Origin of the sequence: Thioalkalivibrio sp. ALE21, from assembly GCF_003208255.1 — a bacterium.
Classification (GTDB): Bacteria; Pseudomonadota; Gammaproteobacteria; order Ectothiorhodospirales; family Ectothiorhodospiraceae; genus Thioalkalivibrio; species Thioalkalivibrio halophilus.
The window spans coordinates 78117-98072 of record NZ_QKMA01000003.1 but is presented as its reverse complement, the minus strand read 5'-3'; the positions used below and the strand labels follow the sequence as shown (position 1 = coordinate 98072).

The window sequence follows — 19956 nt, the reverse complement described above, 5'->3', positions numbered from 1 at the left end:
GAGCGTTGACTGGTTTGTCAGCAGGATTCGTGCCCGCCGTCAGCTCCGCGGGTTTTTCCGTCGGCGCGAGCGCCGCCACAGCCAGGCGCCGCCGATCACGGCGGCCAGCAGCAGGGCCGCGGCCGCGGGCCAGACATGCTCCGGCGAGCTCAGATAATGCAGCAGGGAATGGCCGTCGCCGTGCCCATGTCCGGGGTGCGCGAGCGCCGGACTGGAGGCCAGGGCCAGGGGGGCGAGAGCGAGGGGGCGAAGGGGCATGGTCGGTCTCCGGTGGTATGGCGGGCCCGGCCAACGATAGCGCGTGCCGGCGCGGTTTTCAGCAGATGCGCGGGAGCTGTTCTCCGGCCGGCAGGACCAGTCGGCGTTCCACGCCGGTGGCCAGGCGCCGGATCACCGCGGGGTCGCCGGCCGCGGCCCGGCCGATGGCGACCGCGTCCCGGGTCTCGGGAACGGATCGCAGGATCGCCAGTGCCTGCCCCGCGTGATCCTCCGGGACGGCCGCGAGGAAACGGCCCTCGCAGGCCGAGTGCAGCGGGTCCAGCCCGAGGATCTCGCAGGCCCCGCGCACGTCTTCGCGTACGGGGATGGCCTCATCCTCCAGCACCAGGCGGCAGCCGGACGCGTCGGCCAGCTCCTGCAGCGCGGCAACGGCGCCGCCACGGGTCGGGTCGCGCAGTGCATGTACCGCCACCCCGGCATCCAGCAGGGCCGCCACGGCTGCAGCGACCGCCGCGCTGTCGCTGGGCACGGGCGGCTCGAGGCCGAGGTCCTCGCGTGCGGCAAGGATGGCCACGCCATGGCGCCCGAGGTCGCCGCTGGCCAGCAGCACGTCGCCCGGCCGGATCGTCGCCGGGTCGACCCGCACGCCCTCCGGGACGATGCCCGCGCCGGTGGTGTTGATATAGACCCCGTCGCCATGCCCGGCCTCCACCACCTTGGTGTCGCCGGCCACCAAGGATACGCCGCATGCCTCGGCAGCCGTGCGTACCGAGGCGAGGATCTGGCGCAGGTCGTCCAGGGGCAGTCCCTCTTCCAGGATCAGTCCGAGGGTCAGCCAGCGCGGACGCGCCCCGGCCATCGCCAGGTCGTTGACCGTGCCGTGTACCGCGAGGCGGCCGATGTCGCCGCCGGGAAAGAACAGCGGCCGCACCACGAAGCTGTCGGTGGTCATGGCCAGGCGCCCGCCCGGCGCGTCGAGCACGGCCGCATCGGGGGCGCCGCAGGCGCGGGCGCCGAGGGCCGGCAGGATCACCTCGTCCAGCAGCCCGGCCTGCAGCCGGCCCCCGCCGCCATGTGCCAGCCGCACGACCTCGGTGGTCATGTCTCGCCCCGGTAGTGGAGGTAGGCCGCACAGGCCCCCTCGGAGGAGACCATCGGCGCCCCCAGGGGGTGATCCGGGGTGCATTCGCGGCCGAAGGCCGGACAGTCGGTGGGTCGGCTCAGCCCGCGCAGCACCTGGCCGGCGATACAGGGACCGTCTCCTCCGGATTCGGTCCCGGCCAGGTCAAAGCGCTTCAGGGCATCGAAGCGCGCGTATTCCGGACGCAGGCCCAGGCCGCTGGCGGGCAGGCGGCCCATCCCGCGCCACTCGCGTTCCACCGGCTCGAACACGCGGGTGACCGCATCGCGCGCGGCGGCGTTGCCGTCATCGCGGGCGGCCCGGTCGTAGCGGTTCTCCACCCGCGCTTCGCCGCGTTCCAGCTGCTCCACGCAGGCCCGAATCCCGGCCAGCAGGTCCACCGGCTCGAAGCCCGTCACCACGATGGGAATCCGGAAGCGTTCGGCGATCGTCCGGTAGACGTCTGCACCTTCCACCGTGCAGACGTGTCCGGCGGCCAGAAAGCCCTGGATGCGACTGTCCGGGTCGGTCAGCAGGGCCTCCATCGCCGGCGGCACCAGTGAGTGCGAGACCAGCAGCGACAGGTTGGTCAGGCCCAGGGCCTCGGCCTGCAGCACCGCGATGGCGGCGGCCGGGGCGGTGGTCTCGAAGCCCACCGCGAGCAGCACCACCTCGCGCTTCGGGTGTTCCCGCGCCAGTGCGACAGCATCCAGCGGCGAGTAGATCACGCGCACGTCGCCCCCGGCCGCGCGCGCGGCGTTCAGGTCGCCCAGCGCGCCCGGTACGCGCAGCATGTCGCCGAAGGTGCACAGCATCACCTCCGGGCGGCGGGTCAGCAGTACCGCCTGATCAAGGGTCTCGGCCGGGGTCACGCAGACCGGGCAGCCGGGCCCGTGGAGCAGCTCGACCGAGTCGGCCAGCAATTCATCCAGCCCGTGGCGCAGGATCGCGTGGGTCTGGCCGCCGCAGACCTCCATCAGCGTCCAGCGCCGGGTGCAGGCCGCGCGGATCGCCTCGACCTGCTGCAGGATCAGCGCCGGGTCGCGGTATTCGTCGAGGTGCTTCACGGAGCCTCCGGAGCGGACGGATCGTGCCCGGGGATTTCGCGCAGCGACGCCAGGGTGCGTTCGGCGGCCGCCTCGTCGAGGGTGGCGATCGCGATGCCGGCATGCACCAGCACGTAGTCGCCCGGCCCGGCCTCCGGCGTGCAGGCCAGAGAGACCGTTCGGGTGACGCCGCCGAACGCGACGCGCGCCTGGCGGAACAGCGGATCGTCCGCCTCCTCCACGTGGTCGATGCGGCCGGGGATGGCCAGGCACATGGTCTCAGTCTCCGTCGGTGGTTCGCACGGGCGAGGTCGCCCGTCTTGCAATCACGGCCTGGCCGGTCGCCAGCCCGCCGTCGCCGGGCGGGATGCGCTGCGGCCAGAGCGGGCGGAAACCGGCCGCCCGCAGGGCGTCCACGCATTGTTGCAGCAAATGCCGATTCTGGAAGCATCCGCCGGTCAATGCCACGGTTTCCCGGTTATTGGCGCGGGCCGCCGCGACCGCGAATCCCGCGAGCGCCCGGTGCAGCCGCGTGGCCATGCGTGCGGGCGCGTCCACCGGCCGCGCCGCGCGTTCCGCGAGCAGGGCATCGACCAGCGGGGCCCAGTCGCCCTGCCAGGGTGCAAGATCGGTATCCAGCGGGATCGCGTCTGGATCACCGTACCGTGCCCGGTCGTCCGGGTGCCCTGCCGCTTCCGCGGCTTCCTGTACGTGTAGCGCGGCCTGCCCTTCGTAGCCGGCGGCGATGCGCAGGCCGCTGAGTGCCGCGACCGCATCGAACAGCCTTCCCGCACTGGAGGTCACCGGGGCGTTGATCCCCCGGTCCAGGCAGGCGAGCAGCGGCCGCCATTCCGCTGCGGTGAACAGGGCGCGCGCGGGGCTGGCCTCGAGGGCCGCGCGATCGCCGTGGTACCGGGCATGCAGCAGACCCAGCAGCGCGCGCCGCGGTTCGCGCATGGCGGCCTCGCCCCCGGGCAGGCGGAACGGTCGCAGATGCCCGCTGCGGCGCCAGCTCCCGTCACGGTCGAGGCTCAGGCACTCGCCGCCCCACAGCGTGTCGTCGTCGCCCAGCCCGGCCCCGTCCCACACCAGGGCCAGCGCCGGTTCGCGCACGCCGTGCTCCGCGAGGGCAGCGACCGCATGGGCATGATGATGCTGTACCCGCGTGAGCGGCAGGTTCCAGGTTTCGGCCAGGCGCGTGGAGGCGTAATCCGGGTGCCGGTCGCAGGCGACCCGTTCGATGTCCACCCCGCAGAGCTCCCCCAGCGCCCGGGCCTCGCGGTTCAGCCGCTGTAATGCCGTGTCGCTTTCCAGGTCGCCGACATGGGCGCCGACCACCACTTCATTCCCGAGCGCCAGGGCGGGCGCGGCCTTGAGCTGCCCGCCCAGGGCCAGGGTGACCGGCGCGGGCGCAACCGCGGGCTCCCCCGCAGGTAGTGGCACGCGCGTTGGCATGCAGCCGCGCCCCAGTCGCAGGCACTGGGGTTCGCCGGCGGCGACCTGGAACACGGAGTCGTCCAGCGCCCGTGCGACCGGCCGGTCGTGATCCAGGATCGCGTCCGCGATATCGCCCAGCCGGGCAACCGCCTCGTCGCCTTCCACGCACAGGGGCTCGCCGCTGCGGTTCCCGGAAGTGCAGACCACCGGTTCGCCGAAGTCGTCCAGGAGCAGGAGGTGCAGCGGGGTGGACGGGCGCATCAGTCCGCGACGCCCGAGACCCGGGGCGACCTCTTCGGCCAGCGGCGCCTCCGGCCGGCCCTCGACCAGCACGATGGGGGCCTCCGGGGATTCCAGCAGCGCCCGCTCGACATCGTCGATGCGGGCGAGCGTATCCGTTTCGGCCCGACCCGGCAGCATGATCGCCAGTGGTTTCTCCGGCCGCTGCTTGCGCCGGCGCAGCCGCGCGACCGCTTCCGGACGGGTGGCATCCACCAGCAGCTGGAAGCCGCCCGTCCCCTTCAGGGCCAGAATGCCCCCTTCGCGCAGGGTGTCCACCGCCGCGCGCAGGGCGTCGTCGCCGGTGCTCCGCGCGCCCCCGTCCGGCGTGCGCAGCGTCAGTTGCGGGCCGCAGGCGGGGCAGGCCATGGCCTCGGCGTGGAAGCGCCGATCCTCCGGATCTTCGAACTCCGTCCGGCAGGCCGGGCACAGCGGGAACGCCGCCAGCGTGGTGTGGGCCCGGTCCCAGGGCAGGTCGGTCGCGATGCTCCAGCGCGGTCCGCAGTCGGCACAGGCGGTGAACGGATAGCGGAACCGCCGCGCAGCCGGGTCACGGATTTCGGCCCGACACGCCGGGCAGGGCGCGCGGTCGGGGGCCAGTGCGGGAGCGCCCCCGCCGGCGGCATGATTGGTGCGGACGTAAAAATCCGCATCGCCGAGCGGCGGAATCGTGGTGGCGGTGATCAGGTCCACGCGTGCGGCCGGCGGGCCGTCCTCCTCCAGGGAACGGCGGAAGGAACTCAGCGCCGCCTGCGGCCCTTCGATCTCGATCACGACCCCTTCCGGGGTGTTCGCGACCGCCCCCGTCAGCCCCAGCCGACGGGCCTGACGGGCGACGAACGGCCGGAACCCGACGCCCTGTACCCGGCCTGCGACGATCAGGCGCCAGCGCGCACGGGCGCGGTCGTTCACACCACGTCCAGGTTCCGCAGCAGGATCTGCTGGGCTTCGGGGTGGGTCTCGTCGTCCGAGGTCTCCACCTCCAGTTCGGCGCCCTCGGCCAGCGTGCCGCGGGTGCCGTCCTCGAAATGCTCGCGGAAATGCTCCGGCGTGATATGCGACAGCGCCCCCAGCCACACCCGGACCCGGGTCACGCGCTCGGCGTTGTTGTCGGCCGCCACCTGTTCGATCTTGCGCAGCAAGTCGGCCATCAGCGAATGTTCGTGCATGGTTCAGTGTCTCCCCGTCCCGGTTTCCTTAAGGTAGACTGGTTCCTTCCTATAATGGCTGCAGGGAGGCGGCATGGAAAAGAACGAAACCTGGAAACCGTCGATGTTTCTGCCAGGGAAACACTGATCCATGTGCACGTTCGCGCTCGAGTCGCTTTTGCGTGCGAACAAGGCGCGGTGACCGCCGTGCAGCATTCTGCACAAGGGAGCCGCAACGCCGTGCGCGCGCCCGTTTTGATCAACAACGGGCGGCCGAGCCCCTTCGGGGTTGGCACCCCGGGTTCCTCGATCCGGCGTTGTCCTCTCCATCCCGTTCGCCGCGGATGTCATCCGGCATGTTCGACGGGTACGGGCGGCGGACACCCACTGAACGGAGCCCGACATCCATGCAGATCCACATCGACACCCCCGACCTGATGACCCGCGTGCGGCTCGAATCGCGCTGGCGCGCGGCCGGTGCCGAAGTGACCGGCAGCGGCGAGCCCGCAGCCCCCGACCTGATCGTGATCGACCTGGGTGCACGGGACGTCGCGAGTGTGTCGACCTGGCGTGAACGCTGTCCGGGTGCCGCCATCCTCGCCTTTGGCCCGCATGTGGAAGGGAGCATGCTCAAGGCCGCGCGTGAGGCCGGAGCCGACGAGGTGGTGGTGCGTGGCAAGGTCGCCGATCGCGTGGCGAAAAAGATCGCCGACGACACGGCATAGCGTGACGGGGCGGCGGGCGCATGCCCGAGCTCGACCGGGGTGTCCGCTTCAATGGACTCCCCGGGTCCCTGAACTCCCGGGAGGGCACGGCGTCAGGCGGAAGCCGATGGCGTCCGGTGGCAGGCCGACAGCGCGCGCAGGCGGCGGCGCTGCATCTTGAGGCGATACTCCAGCTCCTTGAATCGGGTGCGCAGTTCCGTGCGCAGCCAGCGGTCGTTCAGGGCCTCGCGACCGGCCCGCATGTTGTCCGCCTGCACCTGCTGCCACTGGTTCACCGTATCGCGGAAGTGCTGGTACTCGCGTTCCACGGTCGCGCGCCAGGTGTCGTGCATCGGCCCGGCCGCATCGGAGTTCAGCAGGCGGCGGAACTCGGTGTGCAGCCGCGCGCGCAGGATCTTGAAGCGCGGCGTCCAGCGCCGGTCATGCACCAGGCCCGTCCAGGCCAGCAGGTTGATCAGCCACTTCGAGGGGTCGTACTGCCACCAGCGCACCCCGTTGCGATAGTCGCCCTGAAAGGCATGGTGGAAGTTGTGGTACCCCTCGCCCCAGGTGAGCAACGCGACCAGGCCGTTGTCCACGGCGGTATTCTCGTCACTGTAGGGGCGCCATCCCCACCAGTGCGCCAGGGAGTTGATAAAGAACGTGAAATGGTGACTGAGCACCAGCCGCAGCACGCCCGCCAGCAGCAGCATGCCGATCACGTCCCCGAACACCAGCCCCAGCAGCAAGGGCAGCCCCAGGTTCAGCCCCCACACCAGGGTCCAGTAGTGGCGGTGCTGCCACATCACCACCGGATCCTTCGTCAGGTCCTTCGCGCGCGAATAATCGGCCCGGCTGGCGGGCCAGTTGCGCAGCATCCATCCCATGTGGGCGTGCCAGAAGCCGCGCTTGATGGAATGCGGGTCGCGTTCCACGTCATCCACGTAGCCATGATGCACGCGGTGCCGGGCACTCCAGTTGTAGATGCTGTTCTGCAGCGCCAGCGCCCCGCAAAGCGCCAGAATCACGCGCAGCGGGCCACGCGCCTTGAAGCTGCGATGCGCCCACAGGCGGTGATAGCCGACCGTGATCCCCAGCCCGCTCAATACCAGGAACAGTCCGAAGAACAGCCAGGCTGCGCCACTGAAACCCTGTGTGAGACCCCACCAGGGCACCAGCGTGAGTGCGGCCAGATTCGACAGGGCGAAAAAGATGGCCGAGGTCCAGGCGACGGGAGGGGTGTGTGCGGACATGGAAAACCTGCTTGCGAGACGGAGGAGCAGGGCGCTCCTGCCTGTACGAGTAAGACAGCCCTGCCCCCGGAAAATGCCCGGGGTTTAACGTTTGACGCCAAATATCGTCAGCAGCAGCCCCAGGACTACGGCCACACCGCCCCCGATGAAATACCACGTGGTTTCATCCGTGAACCGGCCGGTCAGGGTCTCGTGGGCCTGTTCGACCAAGCCCTGCGAAGTCTGCCAGCCAAAATAAAGAATCACGATCCCTGCGACCAGCAGGACGATACCGAGAATGCGAACCGGACTCATGGACTTTCTCCTTGCGCTCCGGTGTCATGGTTAGCGGGGTGCCAGCACGAACGTGCACCGGATCAGTGCTTCCCTGAAGTCTAGACCCTTGCCCGCGGGGTTGCCGACGACGGCCCCTGCTTCGCGCAGGCACGATCCCGGATCCGGATTATCGGGCTCTTCGGGTGCCCTGCAGCATGGCCCGGAAATCCTCCGCCTCGAGAGGATGCGCAAGGAGGAAGCCCTGGACACGGTCACAGCCGTGCGCCCGCAGCCAGGCCAGCTGCTGCGGGGTCTCCACGCCCTCGGCTACCGTCCGCAGGGCCAGGGCGCGTGCCATGGCGAGGCTGGCGCGGGCAATGGCTTCGTCGTTCTCGTCCGTGCCCAGCCCGTCCACAAAGGATTTGTCGATCTTGAGCTCGGCGAGGGGGAGCCGCTTGAGGTTGATCAGGGAGGAGTAACCGGTCCCGAAATCGTCGATGGCCAGGTGGATCCCCTGTTGGTGAAGCCTGCGGATCTCCTCGTGGACGATATCGGAGCGCTCGGTAAGCGTGCCCTCGGTGAACTCCAGCTGGAGCTGGTCTGCGCCGATGCCGTGGTGCGTCATGCACTGGAACAGCGCCGTGGCGAACTCCCCTTCCCGAAAGTCCCGGGGCGAGACATTGAAGGAGATCGGGGGCGGGTCGAGCCCGGCCGCCCGCCAGGCGCCGACCTGTTCGCACAGGATCTTCTCCACCCGCCGGCCCAGCTCGGTGATCAGGTCGGATTTCTCCGCAACGGGTATGAAGTGTCCCGGACTGACCGCTCCCCTCTCCGGGTGCTCCCAGCGCAGCAGGGCCTCCGCGCCCACGAGCCGTTCCGGATCGCCTGCGTCGAACTGGGGCTGATAGACGAGGCGCAGTTCGTCGTTGACCAGAGCCCGGCGCAGCGCGTCCTCCAGGCTGCAGTCTTCCATCAGGCGCCGGTGCAGTGCCGGTTCGTACAGACGCAGCCGGTTGCGGCCGTCGGCCTTGGCCCGGTACATGGCCATGTCGGCTGCGCGGGACAGGGTGTCCGCATCCTCGCCGTCGTCGGGGTACAGCGCCAGGCCGATGCTGCAGGTGACACGCAGGCTTCGGCCCCGGACTTCAAACGGGCGAGCAAGGGTCGCCACCAGGCGCCGGGCAATCGAGGCGGCTTCGTCGGTGTGAGTGTCGGCGAGGATGACCGTAAACTCATCGCCGCCCAGGCGCGCGATCGTATCCACGTCACGCACCACCTCCTGCAGCCGGGAGGCCACTTCGACCAGCAGCTCGTCGCCCACCTCGTGGCCCAGGGTGTCATTGATGGTCTTGAAATCGTCCAGATCGAGGAACAGCAGGGCCGCCTGTTTCCCGTCGCGCCGGGCCTGGGCAATGGCCTGGAGAAGTCGGTCCTGGAACAGGTTGCGGTTCGACAGGCCGGTCAGCGCATCGTGGTTGGCCAGGTATTCGACCTCCCGGTGGGAATCCTTGAGCTGGCTGATGTCCGAAAAGACCGTCACGAAGTAACGGGGCTGGCCGACATCGTCATCCACGCGGTTGATGGTCAGCCATTCCGGGTAAACATCCCCGTTCTTTCGCCGGTTCCAGATCTCCCCCTCCCAGAATCCGCGCTGGTTGATGCCTTCCCACATTTCTTCGTAGAAGGCCTGGCTGTGGCGTCCGGATTTGAGCAGGCGGCCGATTTTGACGCCCATGGCGTCGCTGCTGGTGTAGCCGGTAATGCGGGTGAAGGCCTGGTTGACGGTCTGGATGCGGCCGGCCGGATCCGTCACCACGATGGCCTCGCCGGCGTCCTCGAACACATGGGCCGCGATCCGGAGCTGATCCTCCGCGCGGCGGCGTTCCGTGATATCCATGAGGGCACAACGGAACCGGGCCTCGGCGGCGTCCTTGTTGCGTTCCGCCACCGTGTCCATGCGCACGGTCCGCGGGCTTGAGCCGTCGCCCACCAGGTTCAGTTCGTCCACAACATGGGCCTTCCCCGCGCCGGTCAGTGCACGGCGGTGCAGGTGCAGTGCATCCTGGGATTCGGTGGCCACGAAAGCGGACAGGGGCTGGTCGGTGACATCGGTTCCCGGGGCGAGGAGTTCGGTGGCGGCCCGGTTGGCCTCCCGTATCCGACCCTCGTCGTCCAGGATCAGGTAACCCATCGGGGCCTGCTGGAACAGGTCCCGGTAGCGATCCCGGGCGGTTTCCAGGTGGTCCCGTGCCTGTTGCAGCACCTCGTTCTGGATCCTCAGCTCCTCCTGATGCAGCTCCAGCTCCGCCACCAGGGCCCGGGTATCCGCATCGGTCCGTTCGGAGATGTCCGTCAGGCCGCGCCCCAGGCGCTGACGGGCCGCTTCGCGCAGGGCCTCGGGCGGAAGGGGTTTCGGGTCGTCATGGTCCATGGTCGGGGCTCCTTGCGGCGGGTTCCGGGGCCCGGGACACCGGTCTCCGGAACTCCATGGTGAGCAGGATCATGCTCGCGTCGTCCTCCAGTTCCAGGCGACGGCCGTTCAGGAGCAGGCCGGTCGACTCCGGGTCGCCGAAATCCGCTGTCAGCTCGAAGTCGTGGAAGGCCTTGTTCTGCGGCAGGACCTCGGTCAGCAGGGCCCGCAATTCCGGGTGGTTCCACTGCCCGTCTGCCAGCTTGAACAGGCTTCGGCCTTCCACCGACTCCGGGGTCAGGGGAAAGCTGCGATAAAAGCCGTCGTTGGCGGACACCACCCGCAACTCCGAATTCAGGACCAGCAGGGGCTCGCGAACGGTGTCGACGACCGCCCGGAAGAATGCCTCGGGACGGGCTACCCCCTGAGCGGCCTGAATGTCCTGGAAGGTACACACCACCCCGCGGATCACGTTCCGGGTGCTGCGGTAGGGCTGGATGCGCAGCAGATACCAGTGGCCGGTCTGCGTCTGCACCTTCACCTCGCGGGGGATCAGGCTGTCCAGAACCGCCTCGGCGTCCGCCTCGAGGGAGTCGTAGCAAAGCCTGGTGGTCAGCTCCCTCAAAGGGCGGCCGATGTCGGAGGGGCGTACCGCGATCAGGGTCTGCGCGGGCATGGTAAAGCGCTTGATGTTCAGGGATTCATCCAGGAACAGGATGGCGAGGTGGGTGCTCTCCAGGAGGTTCTTGAGGTCATCGTTGGCCTCGGTCAGGTCATCCACCCGGGTCTGCAGCTCGGTATTGACGCTGCGCAGCTCCTGGTTGAGGGACTCGACTTCCTCCTTGGCAGCTTCCAGCTCCTCGTTGCTGCTCTGGTGCTCCTCGTTCATGGACTGCAGTTCTTCGTTAAGGGACTGCAGCTCCTCGTTGGAGGACTGCAGTTCCTTGACCGCGAACTGCTTGTCCTGACGCAGGGCCTCCAGCTCCCGCTTCAGCCGGGTTGCGTCCGCGGTATTGCCGCCTTCCGGGGCGGCTGCCGTCGCACACGATTCAATGGATGCTTCCGCCGGGTCCACGGCAGGGACCGAATGCAGGGCCACCAGGCGGAATCCCGAAAGGGCGGCGGGTGTCCGGATCCGCCGGACTTCCAGCCGGACCGGCTCGGTATCGCCGTTGGTCTGGACCTGCACCTCGCGGGTCACGTGATCGGTATCGCTGCCGGTCACGTCCTTCAACGCCTGGGACAGCGGCGCCCGCAGCCCCGGCCGAGCCATCTCCAGGATCTGATTCCGCGCGGGGCCGCTGGCGGGTTCCAGGAAGCGCCCGGTGCGTCCGTGAATGTACACCACCTCCCCGCGGTCATTGACCACCACTGTCGGCGGAGCGAACTGCAGGGCCAGCAGGCGTTCCACATTGCGGGCGAGGCTGTTCCCGGTTCCGGTGGCCGGGCTGTCGCTGCTTTCCTGGGAGGGTAGTGCCCGATGGTGACGGCTGGGCCCCGGCATCTCCGGCAGGAGCGACGGCAGGCCCCCCTCGGGGACGCGGAAGATCCGGCTTTCCTTGTCCGCGACCGAGAAGGCCTCGCTGTGGTAATCCGGGCTTTCCGATGCGCCCAGCAGCAGCAGACCCTGGCTGCGCAGGGAGTAACGGAACAGCGCCAGGAGACGCTCCTGACGGTCACGCTCCAGATAGATCAACAGGTTGCGGCAGGTAATGAGATCCAGCCCGGTGAACGGCGGGTCCTGCAGCGCGTTGTGCTCGGCGAACACCACCATGTCCCGCACCTCCCGGCCGATCCGGTAGGCGTCGTTTTCGGCCGAGAAATGCCGGCGCACCCGTGCCTCGGTCAGATCCTGGGCAATGCCCGCCGGATAGCGTCCCGCCCGTGCGATGTTGATGGCCGCCTGATCCACATCGGTGGCGAAGATCCGGACCTCCGGGGCCTGCTCCCAGTGCTCGATACATTCCCGGACGAGGATGGCCAGCGTGTAGGCCTCTTCCCCGGTCGCACAGCCCACCACCCAGGCGCGGAACTCCTGCCCCGTCCGGGCTGCCCGTTGCAGCATGGCCGGCAGCAGCTTCTCTGCCAGCGTGGTCCAGACCGGGGGATCCCGGAAGAAGTTGGTAACACTGATCAGGAACTCCTGAAAGAGCAGGTCGATTTCCTCGGGATGCGTCTGCAGATAGGTCAGGTATTCCTCGGCATCCACGATCTGCCGCAGGTCCATGCGCCGTTCCAGGCGGCGATGCAGGGTGCTGGTCTTGTACCCGGAAAAATCGTGGCCGGTGCGCTGCCGGACCTGGTTCAGGATCCGGGCCAGCAGGTTTTGCGGGATCAGAGGGGCATGATCCGCTAGGGCCTTCTGGCGGTCACCCCGGGAACGGAGATAGCCGGTCAGGGTGGCTGGCATGTCGGCCGCGGGCAGCACGTAGTCCACCTGCCCGGTGGCGATGGCATTGCCCGGCATGTCGCCGAACTCGGCGGTATCCGTGGCATGGGCCATGACCATGCCCTCGCGCGACTTGATGGCCTGGACCCCGAGGGTGCCGTCGCTGCCCGTTCCGGAGAGAACAATCGCGATGGCCCGGTGTGCTGCCCCCTCCGCCAGTGAACGGAAGAGGGTATCAATGGGGTGGGGAGGGCCGTTGCCGGGGCGTTCCAGGGGGTCGCGCGAACGCATCAGCTGTCCCCGGACCAGGACCCAGCCGTCGTCCGGAAGCGCTACATACACGCGGTCCGGCGCCAGCGCCTCGCCTTCCTCGACCATCTGTACCGGCAGGGCCGTGTGCGGCCCCAGGATCTCCGGCAGCAGACTGCGTTCGCCCCTGGGGTGGTGGGTGACGATGACGTAGGCCGCCCCGGTGTCGGCAGGCAGGTGGGCCAGAAGGGACTGAAGGGGCTGGAGTGAACCCGCGGAGCCCCCGACACCGACGATTGGCAGGGCCTGGACTGTGGGATCATCGCTCGGTGGCGGCATGGACTGCTCTCGGACGGCGGAACGGGTTTGCTGATACCCACATACTAGGGAAACACTGATCAATGTACACGTTCGCGCTCGAGCCCCTGCATTTAATGACTTGTGGGGGTGGCACCCCGGGAAGCGGGCCCCGGATGTTTTTCACCCCGCAGCGGCCATGCTCGCACCGACAGGCTGTCCGATCGCTTTACAGCATCGGGCCGCACCCGCACGCCCGGGCCCGGGCAGCGCCGTTGGCCACGCCCATCGAACCCGGGGAGGAATCCGGCCGTATGTCGCACCACACCAGTCATTGCGGCACATCCGCCCGCACCGCGCGAGCCCTCCGGCCGTGCTCTTCGTCGTCCCGGGGGCTGTCCACATACTTTACGGTTCGTGGTCGCCCCTGTGCCCCTGGTTGGGCCCCGAAACGCAAGCCTTTGTTCTCAAAGGGGGAGAGGCCGCCCATTCCGTCGGGCGCGAATGTTGCATATCCATGTATGAGTGCAGCACCCAAACCACAATCTGCCCTCGCATACCATGGAGGTAGCTATCATGGACAAGACAGTTTCGCGCAGCGGAACCCTCGCTTTTCTCCTCGCGGGCAGCATGCTCGTGGCTGGACCGGCTTCCGCCAGTTTGATCAACTGTTCGGACGTCGACGGGGGCCTGGAAAACAAGGTCAATCCCAACCAGGGCTGCCAGATTCTGGAGCCGCTCGATGGCAACCAGAATGACAGCCCCACGCTCATCAACAATACCGCGTTCTTCGGCTACTCGGACTGGTCGTTCGACGGCAAGTACGACGATGACGGCGACGCCCTTACACCGGACCCGGGTGACCCGGCCACCATTGTGAGTTTCGACGGTGACGCCGAGAGCGGGACCTGGGGTCTGGTGGACCTCGATTTCTGGGCCAGTTTCGATAACCTGATGATGGTCTTCAAGGATGGCGGCAATACCAACCTGGTCGCCTATGACATCACAACCGGAGCCCTGAATGGAGACTATGCCACCCCGTTCACCAGCCCGCCGTTTCCGTTGCCGGGCCAGGGCAACGACCGCGACATCTCGCACGTCTCGATTTACTACCGGGACAACGGACATGGCGAAATCCCGGCGCCCGGCTCGCTGCTTCTCGTGGGTCTCGGTCTCGTGATGCTTGGCTGGTCCCTGCGCCGGCGCAAGAAGCCGGCCCCGGGATTGATGGCATAAGTCCCTGAGGATCCAGCCCCAACGGGCCCCGGAAGCGATTCCGGGGCCCGTTTTACGTGCGGCCCGGCTTCGCGCGCCGGTCTGTGCGGCCTTTCCCGTAACGCCTGCGGGCTGCGGAAGGGGGTGGCGCATTTCTGGCGTTGGGCTGAACCGATTCAGAGAGCCGGGCGGGATCGGGATACAGCCTCGTCGAGGTCCTTTGTGATCCGGGTGACGACCCGGGCAAGGGTGTCGAGGGTCTCGGGTGAGAGACACGCGCCGTCCTCAAGGCGGGCGGGTTCGATGCCGTGGACGATGAGAGTTTCCGGGAGCTCGCCGAGGGAACGGGCGAGTTCCACGGCCTCGGCGAGGCCGATGCCGTGGGAGGAGTAACGGGCGCCGCGCGGCAGGGGCTCGCGGGCGTCCAGCCGGTGCAGGGTGCCGGGGGCGGCGCCGGTGACGATGGCATCGACGAGGATCACCGGATCATGGCCCTGCCACAGCTCCATCAGTTCGGCAGGCTCGCCGTGGCTTTTCGCGGTGGCGAGGCCCGGGGTGTCGGCCAGCGCGTCCACCACGGCATGGCCGATACCGTCGTCGCCGCGCCAGGGGTTGCCGATGCCGATGACCAACGGCCCTTTGCCGGTGATTGGCACGGCGGGAGCCGTAGCCAATCCCTTTTGCGGGCGTTCCCGGGCTATGGGGGTGTTTCGTGCCGCCCGGACAATTTCTTCGCGGCGTCCGTCGCTCAGATCCGAGTGCCGCTCTTCGGTCTCGGAGGCCGAAAACAGCGGTTTTTCCTGAGGGTTCTGTCCGGATGGTCGTGCCACGGGGCGCTCCCGGTCGATACCTGGCGGTGGCTAACGGGGCGTGCCCTCGCTTTTCCGGGCGGCAGTGGTCGTTTCCAGCCGCTCCGCAAGCCAGATCTTGATGATCGACTGGCGGGTGACACCCAGTCGGCTGGCTTCTCGGTCCAGCGACTCGATCATCCAGTCCGGGAAGTCCACGTTTACCCGCCGCTGTTTGCGGAGCGGCCGCTGGGCCCCGGATAGATCGAGGGCATCGGTCATCTCTTCTCCGCTGTCAAAGCGCTCGTCAAATGTCTTCGCTTTCATATGAATGAATGGTATAGAAATTATACCTTTACTCTAACAGAACGACGATCTTGGCTCGCGCAGAATCAAACGTCCCGTCTTGTGCTGGGCCTCACTGGCGGTCGACGGTGAGGTCGAGGAAGTGGGTGGCGCAGGAGATGCAGGGATCGTAGTTGCGGATGGCGACCTCGCAGTGGTGGCGCAGTTCGTCGTCCGGCAGGTCGAGGTGGGTCTGCACCAGTTCGCGCAGGTCGGCCTCGATGGTGGGCTGGTTGACCGAGGTGGGCGGGACGATCTTGGCGTCGGTGATGATGCCTGCGTCGTCGATGCTGTAGCGGTGGTAGCAGATGCCGCGCGGGGCCTCGGTGGCGCCGAAGCCGGTGCCGGCGCGCGGGGTGACCGGCAGCGCGGGTTCGCCCGGTGCGGTCCGGTAGCCGTCGACCAGGCGCAGGGCCTCCTCGAAGGCGAGCACGATCTCGATCATGCGCACCTGGATGCTGCGGAACGGGTTGCGGCAGGCCGCGCCCAGCCCGGCGCGCTCGGCCAGTTCGGCGGCGCGCGGGGTGAGGCGTTCGCGGTTCAGGGCGAAGCGCGCCAGCGGGCCCATGAACACCGGTTCGCCGCTGTCGGAGCGGTGGCTGTGCAGGGCGTTGGAGTGGGCCACGTGCTCCTCGGTGAAGACGTCGTCGTAGTCGCGGATGGCGGCGTCCAGGCCGCTGGCGGAGCCGAGGCGGCCGTGGGTGATCGGGTATTCGTCCGGGTGCACCAGCGACACGAACTCGTAGTCGCGTTCGAGGTTCGGGTAGTCGAGGGTGGCGAGGAATTCGGCGACCTCGCAGGAGGCCTCCAGGCCCCAGGTCAGCTCCTCGCGCAGGCCGGCGACCTCGGCGGGCGTTGGCGCGCGGTAGAAGCCGCCGACCCGCAGATTGACCGGGTGGATCTCGCGCCCGCCCAGCAGGCGCAGGATCGAGTTGCCAATCTTCTTGATGCGCAGGCCGTTGCGCACCATGTCCGGGTGGTCCTTCGCGGCGGTGACCGCATCCGGATAGCCGAGGAAGTCCGGCAGGTGGAGCATGAATACATGCAGGGCGTGGCTCTCGATCCACTCGCCGCAGTAGGCCAGCCGCCGCAGGTCCTGCAGCACGCCGTCCACTGTCACGCCGCAGATGTCCTCCATCGCCAGCGAGGCGCCCATCTGGTAGGCGATCGGGCAGATGCCGCAGATGCGCGCGGTGATGTCCGGGGCCTCGCGGAAGTCGCGCCCGCGCAGGAAGCCCTCGAAGAAGCGCGGCGCCTCGAAGATCGACAGCTTCACCTCCTCCACGCGGTCGCCCTCGGTGCGCACGTACATCGCGCCCTCGCCCTCCACGCGGGCGAGGTAGTCGACTTCGATGGTGCGGGTCTCGCTCATGGTCCGTTTCCTGATTCCTGGCGCTCGCTCTCCTCGCGGAAGGCGTCGGCGCCGGCATTGAAGGTGCGGTAGAAGCGCACGCGGGTGGCGCGCTCCATGCCGAGGGCCTCCAGCTGCCCGGACAGGCCGGGCGCGTTGGGCGTCTCCTTGGGCCCGAAGCAGCCATAGCAGCCGCGGTTGCAACCAGGGCACAGCGCGCCGCAGCCGGCATGGGTGACCGGGCCCAGGCAGGGCGTGCCGTGGGCGACCATCACGCAGACCTGTCCCGCCCGCTTGCACTCCTCGCAGACGCTGGCGCTGGAGACCTGCGGGCGCCGGCCGTAGAGGAAGGCGCTGACGACCTCCAGCAACTGGTACTTGTCGATCGGGCAGCCGCGCAGTTCGAAGTCCACCGGGACGTGCTGGCTGATGGCATCCGAGGTGGCCAGGGTCTCGATGTATTCCGGGTGGGCGTAGACCTGGCGGGTGAATTCCTCGACGTCCGCGAAGTTGCGCAGGGCCTGGATGCCGCCGGTGGTGGCGCAGGCGCCGATGGTCACCAGGAACTTCGAGGCGCGGCGGATCTCGCGGATCTCCTCCGCCGCCTGCGGCGTGGTGATCGAGCCCTCGACCAGCGTCAGGTCCCACGGCCCGTCGATGCGGGTGCGCGTGGCCTCGGGGAAGTGGGCGATCCGGATCCGATCGGTGACCGCCAGCAGCTCGTCCTCGCAGTCCAGCAGGCTGAGCTGGCAGCCGTCGCAGGAGGCGAACTTGAACACCGCCAGGGTGGGCTTGTCCCGACTCATAGCTCGCGCACCCGGAAGGCCGGTTCCATCACCGGGTAGGGGAACACGGGGCCGTCGCGGCAGACGAAGTGCGACCCGATCTGGCAGTGGCCGCAAAAGCCCACCGCGCAGCGCATGTTGCGCTCCATGGACACGAAGATGTCCTCCGGCTTCAGGCCGCGGCGCTCCAGCGAGGACGCGGTGAAGCGCATCATCACCTCCGGGCCGCAGACCATCGCCAGGGTGTTGCGCCGGTCGAAACCGCCGCGATCGACCAGCTGGGTGACCACGCCGACATCGCCGCGCCAGGCGGCAGTGCCGCGATCCACGGTGATGCGCAGATCCACATCGTCGCGGGCTTCCCAGGCGTCCAGCTCGTCGCGGAAGATCATGTCGCCGGGCGAGCGCGCCCCGTAGCAGACCACTATGCGCCCGAACTCCGAACGCCGCTGGAGCGCGGCGTGGATCACCGGGCGCAGCGGGGCCAGGCCGATGCCGCCGGCCACCAGCACCAGGTCGCGCCCGCGCGCCTGTTCCACCGGCCAGGCCGTGCCGAACGGCCCGCGCAGGCCAACCACCGCACCGGCCTCCAGATCCTGCATCGCGCGGGTCACGCTGCCCACCGCGCGGATGGTGTGCACGATGCCGCCGTCGTCGGTGGTCGCGGACACCGAGATCGGCACCTCGCCCACGCCGAACAGGTAAAGCATGTTGAACTGCCCGGGCGCCGGCGGCGGCCCCGGCTCCACGCCCGGTTCGGGGTACAGCGTCCAGCTGAAGACCTCGTTGCTGGCCACGTCGCGGCGCACCGAGTGGATGCGCCAGGGCTCTGGCGCCATCGCCTGATCCGGCAGGGTTGCAACCGCGTCAGGCGCCATGGCCGGGCCCTCCGTGGCTGTAGATATCCAGCGCCTGCAACCGCGCGGCCTGCAGGCGTTGCACGATCAGCGCGGCGAAGTGCTTCATCAGCACGTAGCCGAACGCCGGGTCGGCCTCCATGCGTTCGCGCAGCACGCCGGCATCGAAGTGCAGGGTTTGCAGATCGGTGATCGCTCGGGCGTCGTAACTGGCGCGGTACGGCGGCAGCAGCCAGGACCAGCCGAGGATGTCGCCGGGTCCCAGGGTCTGGAACGTTGCCCGGCCTTCGCGCAGGGGGCTCTCCAGCGCGACCTGCCCCTCGCGGATCAGCCAGAAGGTTTCCGCCGGTTCGTGGTCGCGCATCAGCCGCGTTCCGGCCGGGTAACCGCACTTGGCTGCGCAGGCCGCCAGCAGGCGCCGGTGTTCCGGTTCCAGGTCCTCGAAAAACGGCTGTTGGTCGATGATCGTCAGCAGCTCGTTCATGCCCGGCCCTCCGGATCGCGGCGCACCGCGGTGACTTCCTCGGTGATGTCGATCCCCACCGGGCACCAGGTGATGCAGCGTCCGCAGCCGACACAGCCGGAGGTGTCGAACTGGTCGTGCCAGGTGGCCAGCTTGTGGGTGATCCACTGGCGATAGCGCGCGGCCACCGACTCCCGATGGGGCCCGCCGACCAGGTGCGAGTGCTCCTGGTTGAAGCAGGAATCCCAGCGCCGCACGCGCTCGGTGCGCTGGCCCTCCAGATCGGGCACCTCCTCGACCTGCGAGCAGAAGCAGGTGGGGCAGACCAGGGTGCAGTTGGAGCAGGACAGGCAGCGCTCGGCGGTCTCTTCCCAGCGCGGGTGTTCGAAGGCCCGGTTCAGCACCTCGCGGGCGTCACCGGGCATGCTCCGACCCATCTTTTTCGGGGCCTCGGCCCACACGCGTTCGGCGGCGGCCTGCTCGGCGTCCGAGGCCGGGCGCGGCTCCAGCCGGTCGAGCATCGCACGCCCCGCGTCGGATCCGGCCTCGGCGACCAGGAAGTGCTGGGTGGCGTCGATCACCTCGGTGAGCGCCAGGTCGAAGCCCTTGCGGGCGCGCGGGCCGGTGTCCATGGAGGCACAGAAGCAGGTGCCTCCCGGCTCGGCACAACTGACCGCGACCATGAACAAGTCCCGCCGACGGGCGGCATAGCCGCGGTCCTGCACCGCCTGGCCGAGGAACACCCGGTCCTGCACGTCGATCGCCGCCAACTCGCAGGCGCGCATGCCGATGAAGGCGCGGCGGGGGATGTCGGATACGCCGGGCTCGGTCACGAAGCTCCCGTCCGGCTGGCGGGTCAGCCGGAACAGGGTCTCCTCGGGGGGGAACAGGTACTTCTTCCAGGAATGCGGCCCGACCACGTAGCCGAACAGCGCGCCGTCCTCGCGCTCGCGCAGGCGGTAGTGCCCGGGGGCCTGCTCGTCGGTCCAGCCCACCGGCAGGTCCTCGAGGCCGCCCACCCGGTCGTAGACGATCGCGCCGTCGCGCCGTGTCGGCCCCACCACCTCGTAGCCATCACCGGCCAGCAGGCGGATCAGCGTATCCACGGCTTGTGGTGCGATCACTTCCATGGAATCCCTCCGGTGAATCCCGTCCCGTCCGGTCCGTCGCTGCGGTCCGGTCGGTCAGTTTCCATGGTGCGCCAAATGCGACGCAGGTTCTACCCGTCCGCCCGGGCGAGTCTGGCCATCGCGCGACCGTGGTCTGGCGCCCTGGCCGCTGACACGGCCGGGGTCCGGGTGTGCGATCCTGCACACGTCAAAGCAACCAGTCGCAGGAGGATTCCG

The 19956-nt window shown here is 68.7% G+C and carries 19 protein-coding genes; 2 read left to right on the top strand and 17 right to left on the bottom strand.

Features of this window, described 5'->3' with window-relative positions; genetic code table 11:
* Positions 1-39: 39 nt before the first annotated feature.
* From D893_RS03665 to D893_RS03640, 6 genes are read right to left on the bottom strand one after another with little or no spacing between them, the layout of a single operon-like run.
* Complete coding sequence (locus D893_RS03665) at positions 40-258, bottom strand: hypothetical protein (protein ID WP_110619167.1); 219 nt, start codon at positions 256-258, stop codon at positions 40-42.
* A gap of 58 nt (positions 259-316) precedes the next feature.
* Complete coding sequence (hypE, locus tag D893_RS03660) at positions 317-1321, bottom strand: hydrogenase expression/formation protein HypE (RefSeq protein ID WP_110619166.1); 1005 nt, start codon at positions 1319-1321, stop codon at positions 317-319.
* Positions 1318-2406, bottom strand: a complete 1089-nt coding sequence (hypD, locus tag D893_RS03655; RefSeq protein WP_018947319.1) for a hydrogenase formation protein HypD — start codon at positions 2404-2406, stop codon at positions 1318-1320. The genes hypE and hypD overlap by 4 nt, the downstream gene beginning before the upstream one ends.
* A complete protein-coding gene (locus D893_RS03650; protein WP_110619165.1) occupies positions 2403-2660 on the bottom strand; it encodes a HypC/HybG/HupF family hydrogenase formation chaperone in 258 nt (85 codons plus the stop codon). The genes hypD and D893_RS03650 overlap by 4 nt, the downstream gene beginning before the upstream one ends.
* Before the next feature lie 4 nt (positions 2661-2664).
* Positions 2665-5013 carry a carbamoyltransferase HypF gene (hypF, locus tag D893_RS03645; protein ID WP_110619164.1) on the bottom strand — a complete coding sequence of 783 codons (2349 nt, stop codon included), beginning with the start codon at positions 5011-5013 and terminating at the stop codon, positions 2665-2667.
* The gene (locus D893_RS03640; RefSeq protein WP_018947322.1) at positions 5010-5270 is read right to left on the bottom strand and encodes a hydrogenase maturation nickel metallochaperone HypA; all 261 of its coding nucleotides are present in this window, start codon (positions 5268-5270) and stop codon (positions 5010-5012) included. The genes hypF and D893_RS03640 overlap by 4 nt, the downstream gene beginning before the upstream one ends.
* A gap of 386 nt (positions 5271-5656) precedes the next feature.
* On the opposite strand from D893_RS03640, the gene D893_RS03630 reads away from it, so the two are divergent.
* A complete protein-coding gene (locus D893_RS03630; RefSeq protein WP_018947323.1) occupies positions 5657-5974 on the top strand; it encodes a hypothetical protein in 318 nt (105 codons plus the stop codon).
* A 92-nt stretch (positions 5975-6066) separates the two neighbouring features.
* On the opposite strand, the gene D893_RS03625 is transcribed toward D893_RS03630, so the two are convergent.
* From D893_RS03625 to D893_RS03610, 4 genes are all read right to left on the bottom strand, one after another.
* Complete coding sequence (locus D893_RS03625; RefSeq protein ID WP_110619163.1) at positions 6067-7206, bottom strand: acyl-CoA desaturase; 1140 nt, start codon at positions 7204-7206, stop codon at positions 6067-6069.
* Between the two features lie 84 nt (positions 7207-7290).
* On the bottom strand, positions 7291-7500 hold the full coding sequence (locus tag D893_RS03620; RefSeq protein WP_018947325.1) for a DUF3185 family protein: 210 nt from the start codon (positions 7498-7500) through the stop codon (positions 7291-7293).
* A gap of 148 nt (positions 7501-7648) precedes the next feature.
* A complete protein-coding gene (locus D893_RS03615; protein WP_018947326.1) occupies positions 7649-9892 on the bottom strand; it encodes an EAL domain-containing protein in 2244 nt (747 codons plus the stop codon).
* Entirely contained in the window at positions 9882-12848 is a 2967-nt protein-coding gene (locus tag D893_RS03610; protein WP_110619162.1) for a CheR family methyltransferase, read from the bottom strand. The genes D893_RS03615 and D893_RS03610 overlap by 11 nt, the downstream gene beginning before the upstream one ends.
* A 588-nt stretch (positions 12849-13436) precedes the next feature.
* Between D893_RS03610 and D893_RS03605 the strand changes: the two genes are divergently transcribed.
* Positions 13437-14042, top strand: a complete 606-nt coding sequence (locus D893_RS03605) for a PEP-CTERM sorting domain-containing protein (RefSeq protein ID WP_110619249.1) — start codon at positions 13437-13439, stop codon at positions 14040-14042.
* A 155-nt stretch (positions 14043-14197) separates the two neighbouring features.
* On the opposite strand, the gene D893_RS03600 is transcribed toward D893_RS03605, so the two are convergent.
* The 7 genes from D893_RS03600 to D893_RS03570 form a co-directional block, all read right to left on the bottom strand.
* The gene (locus D893_RS03600; protein ID WP_110619161.1) at positions 14198-14677 is read right to left on the bottom strand and encodes a hydrogenase maturation protease; all 480 of its coding nucleotides are present in this window, start codon (positions 14675-14677) and stop codon (positions 14198-14200) included.
* A gap of 204 nt (positions 14678-14881) precedes the next feature.
* Entirely contained in the window at positions 14882-15091 is a 210-nt protein-coding gene (locus tag D893_RS03595; RefSeq protein ID WP_110619248.1) for a CopG family transcriptional regulator, read from the bottom strand.
* Positions 15092-15227: 136 nt separating this feature from the next.
* Positions 15228-16526, bottom strand: coding sequence for a Ni/Fe hydrogenase subunit alpha (locus D893_RS03590; RefSeq protein ID WP_110619160.1), 1299 nt, complete (start codon positions 16524-16526; stop codon positions 15228-15230).
* Positions 16523-17311: an oxidoreductase gene (locus tag D893_RS03585; RefSeq protein WP_110619159.1), complete on the bottom strand. Its 789-nt coding sequence runs from the start codon at positions 17309-17311 to the stop codon at positions 16523-16525. The genes D893_RS03590 and D893_RS03585 overlap by 4 nt, the downstream gene beginning before the upstream one ends.
* Positions 17308-18168: an FAD/NAD(P)-binding protein gene (locus D893_RS03580; protein ID WP_110619158.1), complete on the bottom strand. Its 861-nt coding sequence runs from the start codon at positions 18166-18168 to the stop codon at positions 17308-17310. Before D893_RS03580 ends, D893_RS03585 begins: the two co-directional genes overlap by 4 nt.
* Positions 18158-18631, bottom strand: a complete 474-nt coding sequence (locus D893_RS03575; protein WP_018947334.1) for a cyclic nucleotide-binding domain-containing protein — start codon at positions 18629-18631, stop codon at positions 18158-18160. The genes D893_RS03580 and D893_RS03575 overlap by 11 nt, the downstream gene beginning before the upstream one ends.
* On the bottom strand, positions 18628-19740 hold the full coding sequence (locus tag D893_RS03570) for a 4Fe-4S dicluster domain-containing protein (protein WP_110619157.1): 1113 nt from the start codon (positions 19738-19740) through the stop codon (positions 18628-18630). The genes D893_RS03575 and D893_RS03570 overlap by 4 nt, the downstream gene beginning before the upstream one ends.
* Positions 19741-19956 lie beyond the last annotated feature (216 nt).

Excerpts from the sequence above, each read along its gene's own strand:
- D893_RS03640 (WP_018947322.1), bottom strand. The coding sequence starts at position 5,270 with ATGCACGAACATTCGCTGATGGCCGACTTGCTGCGCAAGATCGAACAG.
- hypE (WP_110619166.1), bottom strand. The coding sequence starts at position 1,321 with ATGACCACCGAGGTCGTGCGGCTGGCACATGGCGGCGGGGGCCGGCTG.
- D893_RS03620 (WP_018947325.1), bottom strand. The coding sequence starts at position 7,500 with ATGAGTCCGGTTCGCATTCTCGGTATCGTCCTGCTGGTCGCAGGGATC.
- D893_RS03625 (WP_110619163.1), bottom strand. The coding sequence starts at position 7,206 with ATGTCCGCACACACCCCTCCCGTCGCCTGGACCTCGGCCATCTTTTTC.
- D893_RS03605 (WP_110619249.1), top strand. The coding sequence starts at position 13,437 with ATGCTCGTGGCTGGACCGGCTTCCGCCAGTTTGATCAACTGTTCGGAC.
- D893_RS03650 (WP_110619165.1), bottom strand. The coding sequence starts at position 2,660 with ATGTGCCTGGCCATCCCCGGCCGCATCGACCACGTGGAGGAGGCGGAC.
- D893_RS03615 (WP_018947326.1), bottom strand. The coding sequence starts at position 9,892 with ATGGACCATGACGACCCGAAACCCCTTCCGCCCGAGGCCCTGCGCGAA.
- D893_RS03580 (WP_110619158.1), bottom strand. The coding sequence starts at position 18,168 with ATGGCGCCTGACGCGGTTGCAACCCTGCCGGATCAGGCGATGGCGCCA.
- D893_RS03570 (WP_110619157.1), bottom strand. The coding sequence starts at position 19,740 with ATGGAAGTGATCGCACCACAAGCCGTGGATACGCTGATCCGCCTGCTG.
- D893_RS03585 (WP_110619159.1), bottom strand. The coding sequence starts at position 17,311 with ATGAGTCGGGACAAGCCCACCCTGGCGGTGTTCAAGTTCGCCTCCTGC.
- D893_RS03610 (WP_110619162.1), bottom strand. The coding sequence starts at position 12,848 with ATGCCGCCACCGAGCGATGATCCCACAGTCCAGGCCCTGCCAATCGTC.
- D893_RS03590 (WP_110619160.1), bottom strand. The coding sequence starts at position 16,526 with ATGAGCGAGACCCGCACCATCGAAGTCGACTACCTCGCCCGCGTGGAG.
- D893_RS03595 (WP_110619248.1), bottom strand. The coding sequence starts at position 15,091 with ATGACCGATGCCCTCGATCTATCCGGGGCCCAGCGGCCGCTCCGCAAA.
- D893_RS03575 (WP_018947334.1), bottom strand. The coding sequence starts at position 18,631 with ATGAACGAGCTGCTGACGATCATCGACCAACAGCCGTTTTTCGAGGAC.
- D893_RS03630 (WP_018947323.1), top strand. The coding sequence starts at position 5,657 with ATGCAGATCCACATCGACACCCCCGACCTGATGACCCGCGTGCGGCTC.
- D893_RS03665 (WP_110619167.1), bottom strand. The coding sequence starts at position 258 with ATGCCCCTTCGCCCCCTCGCTCTCGCCCCCCTGGCCCTGGCCTCCAGT.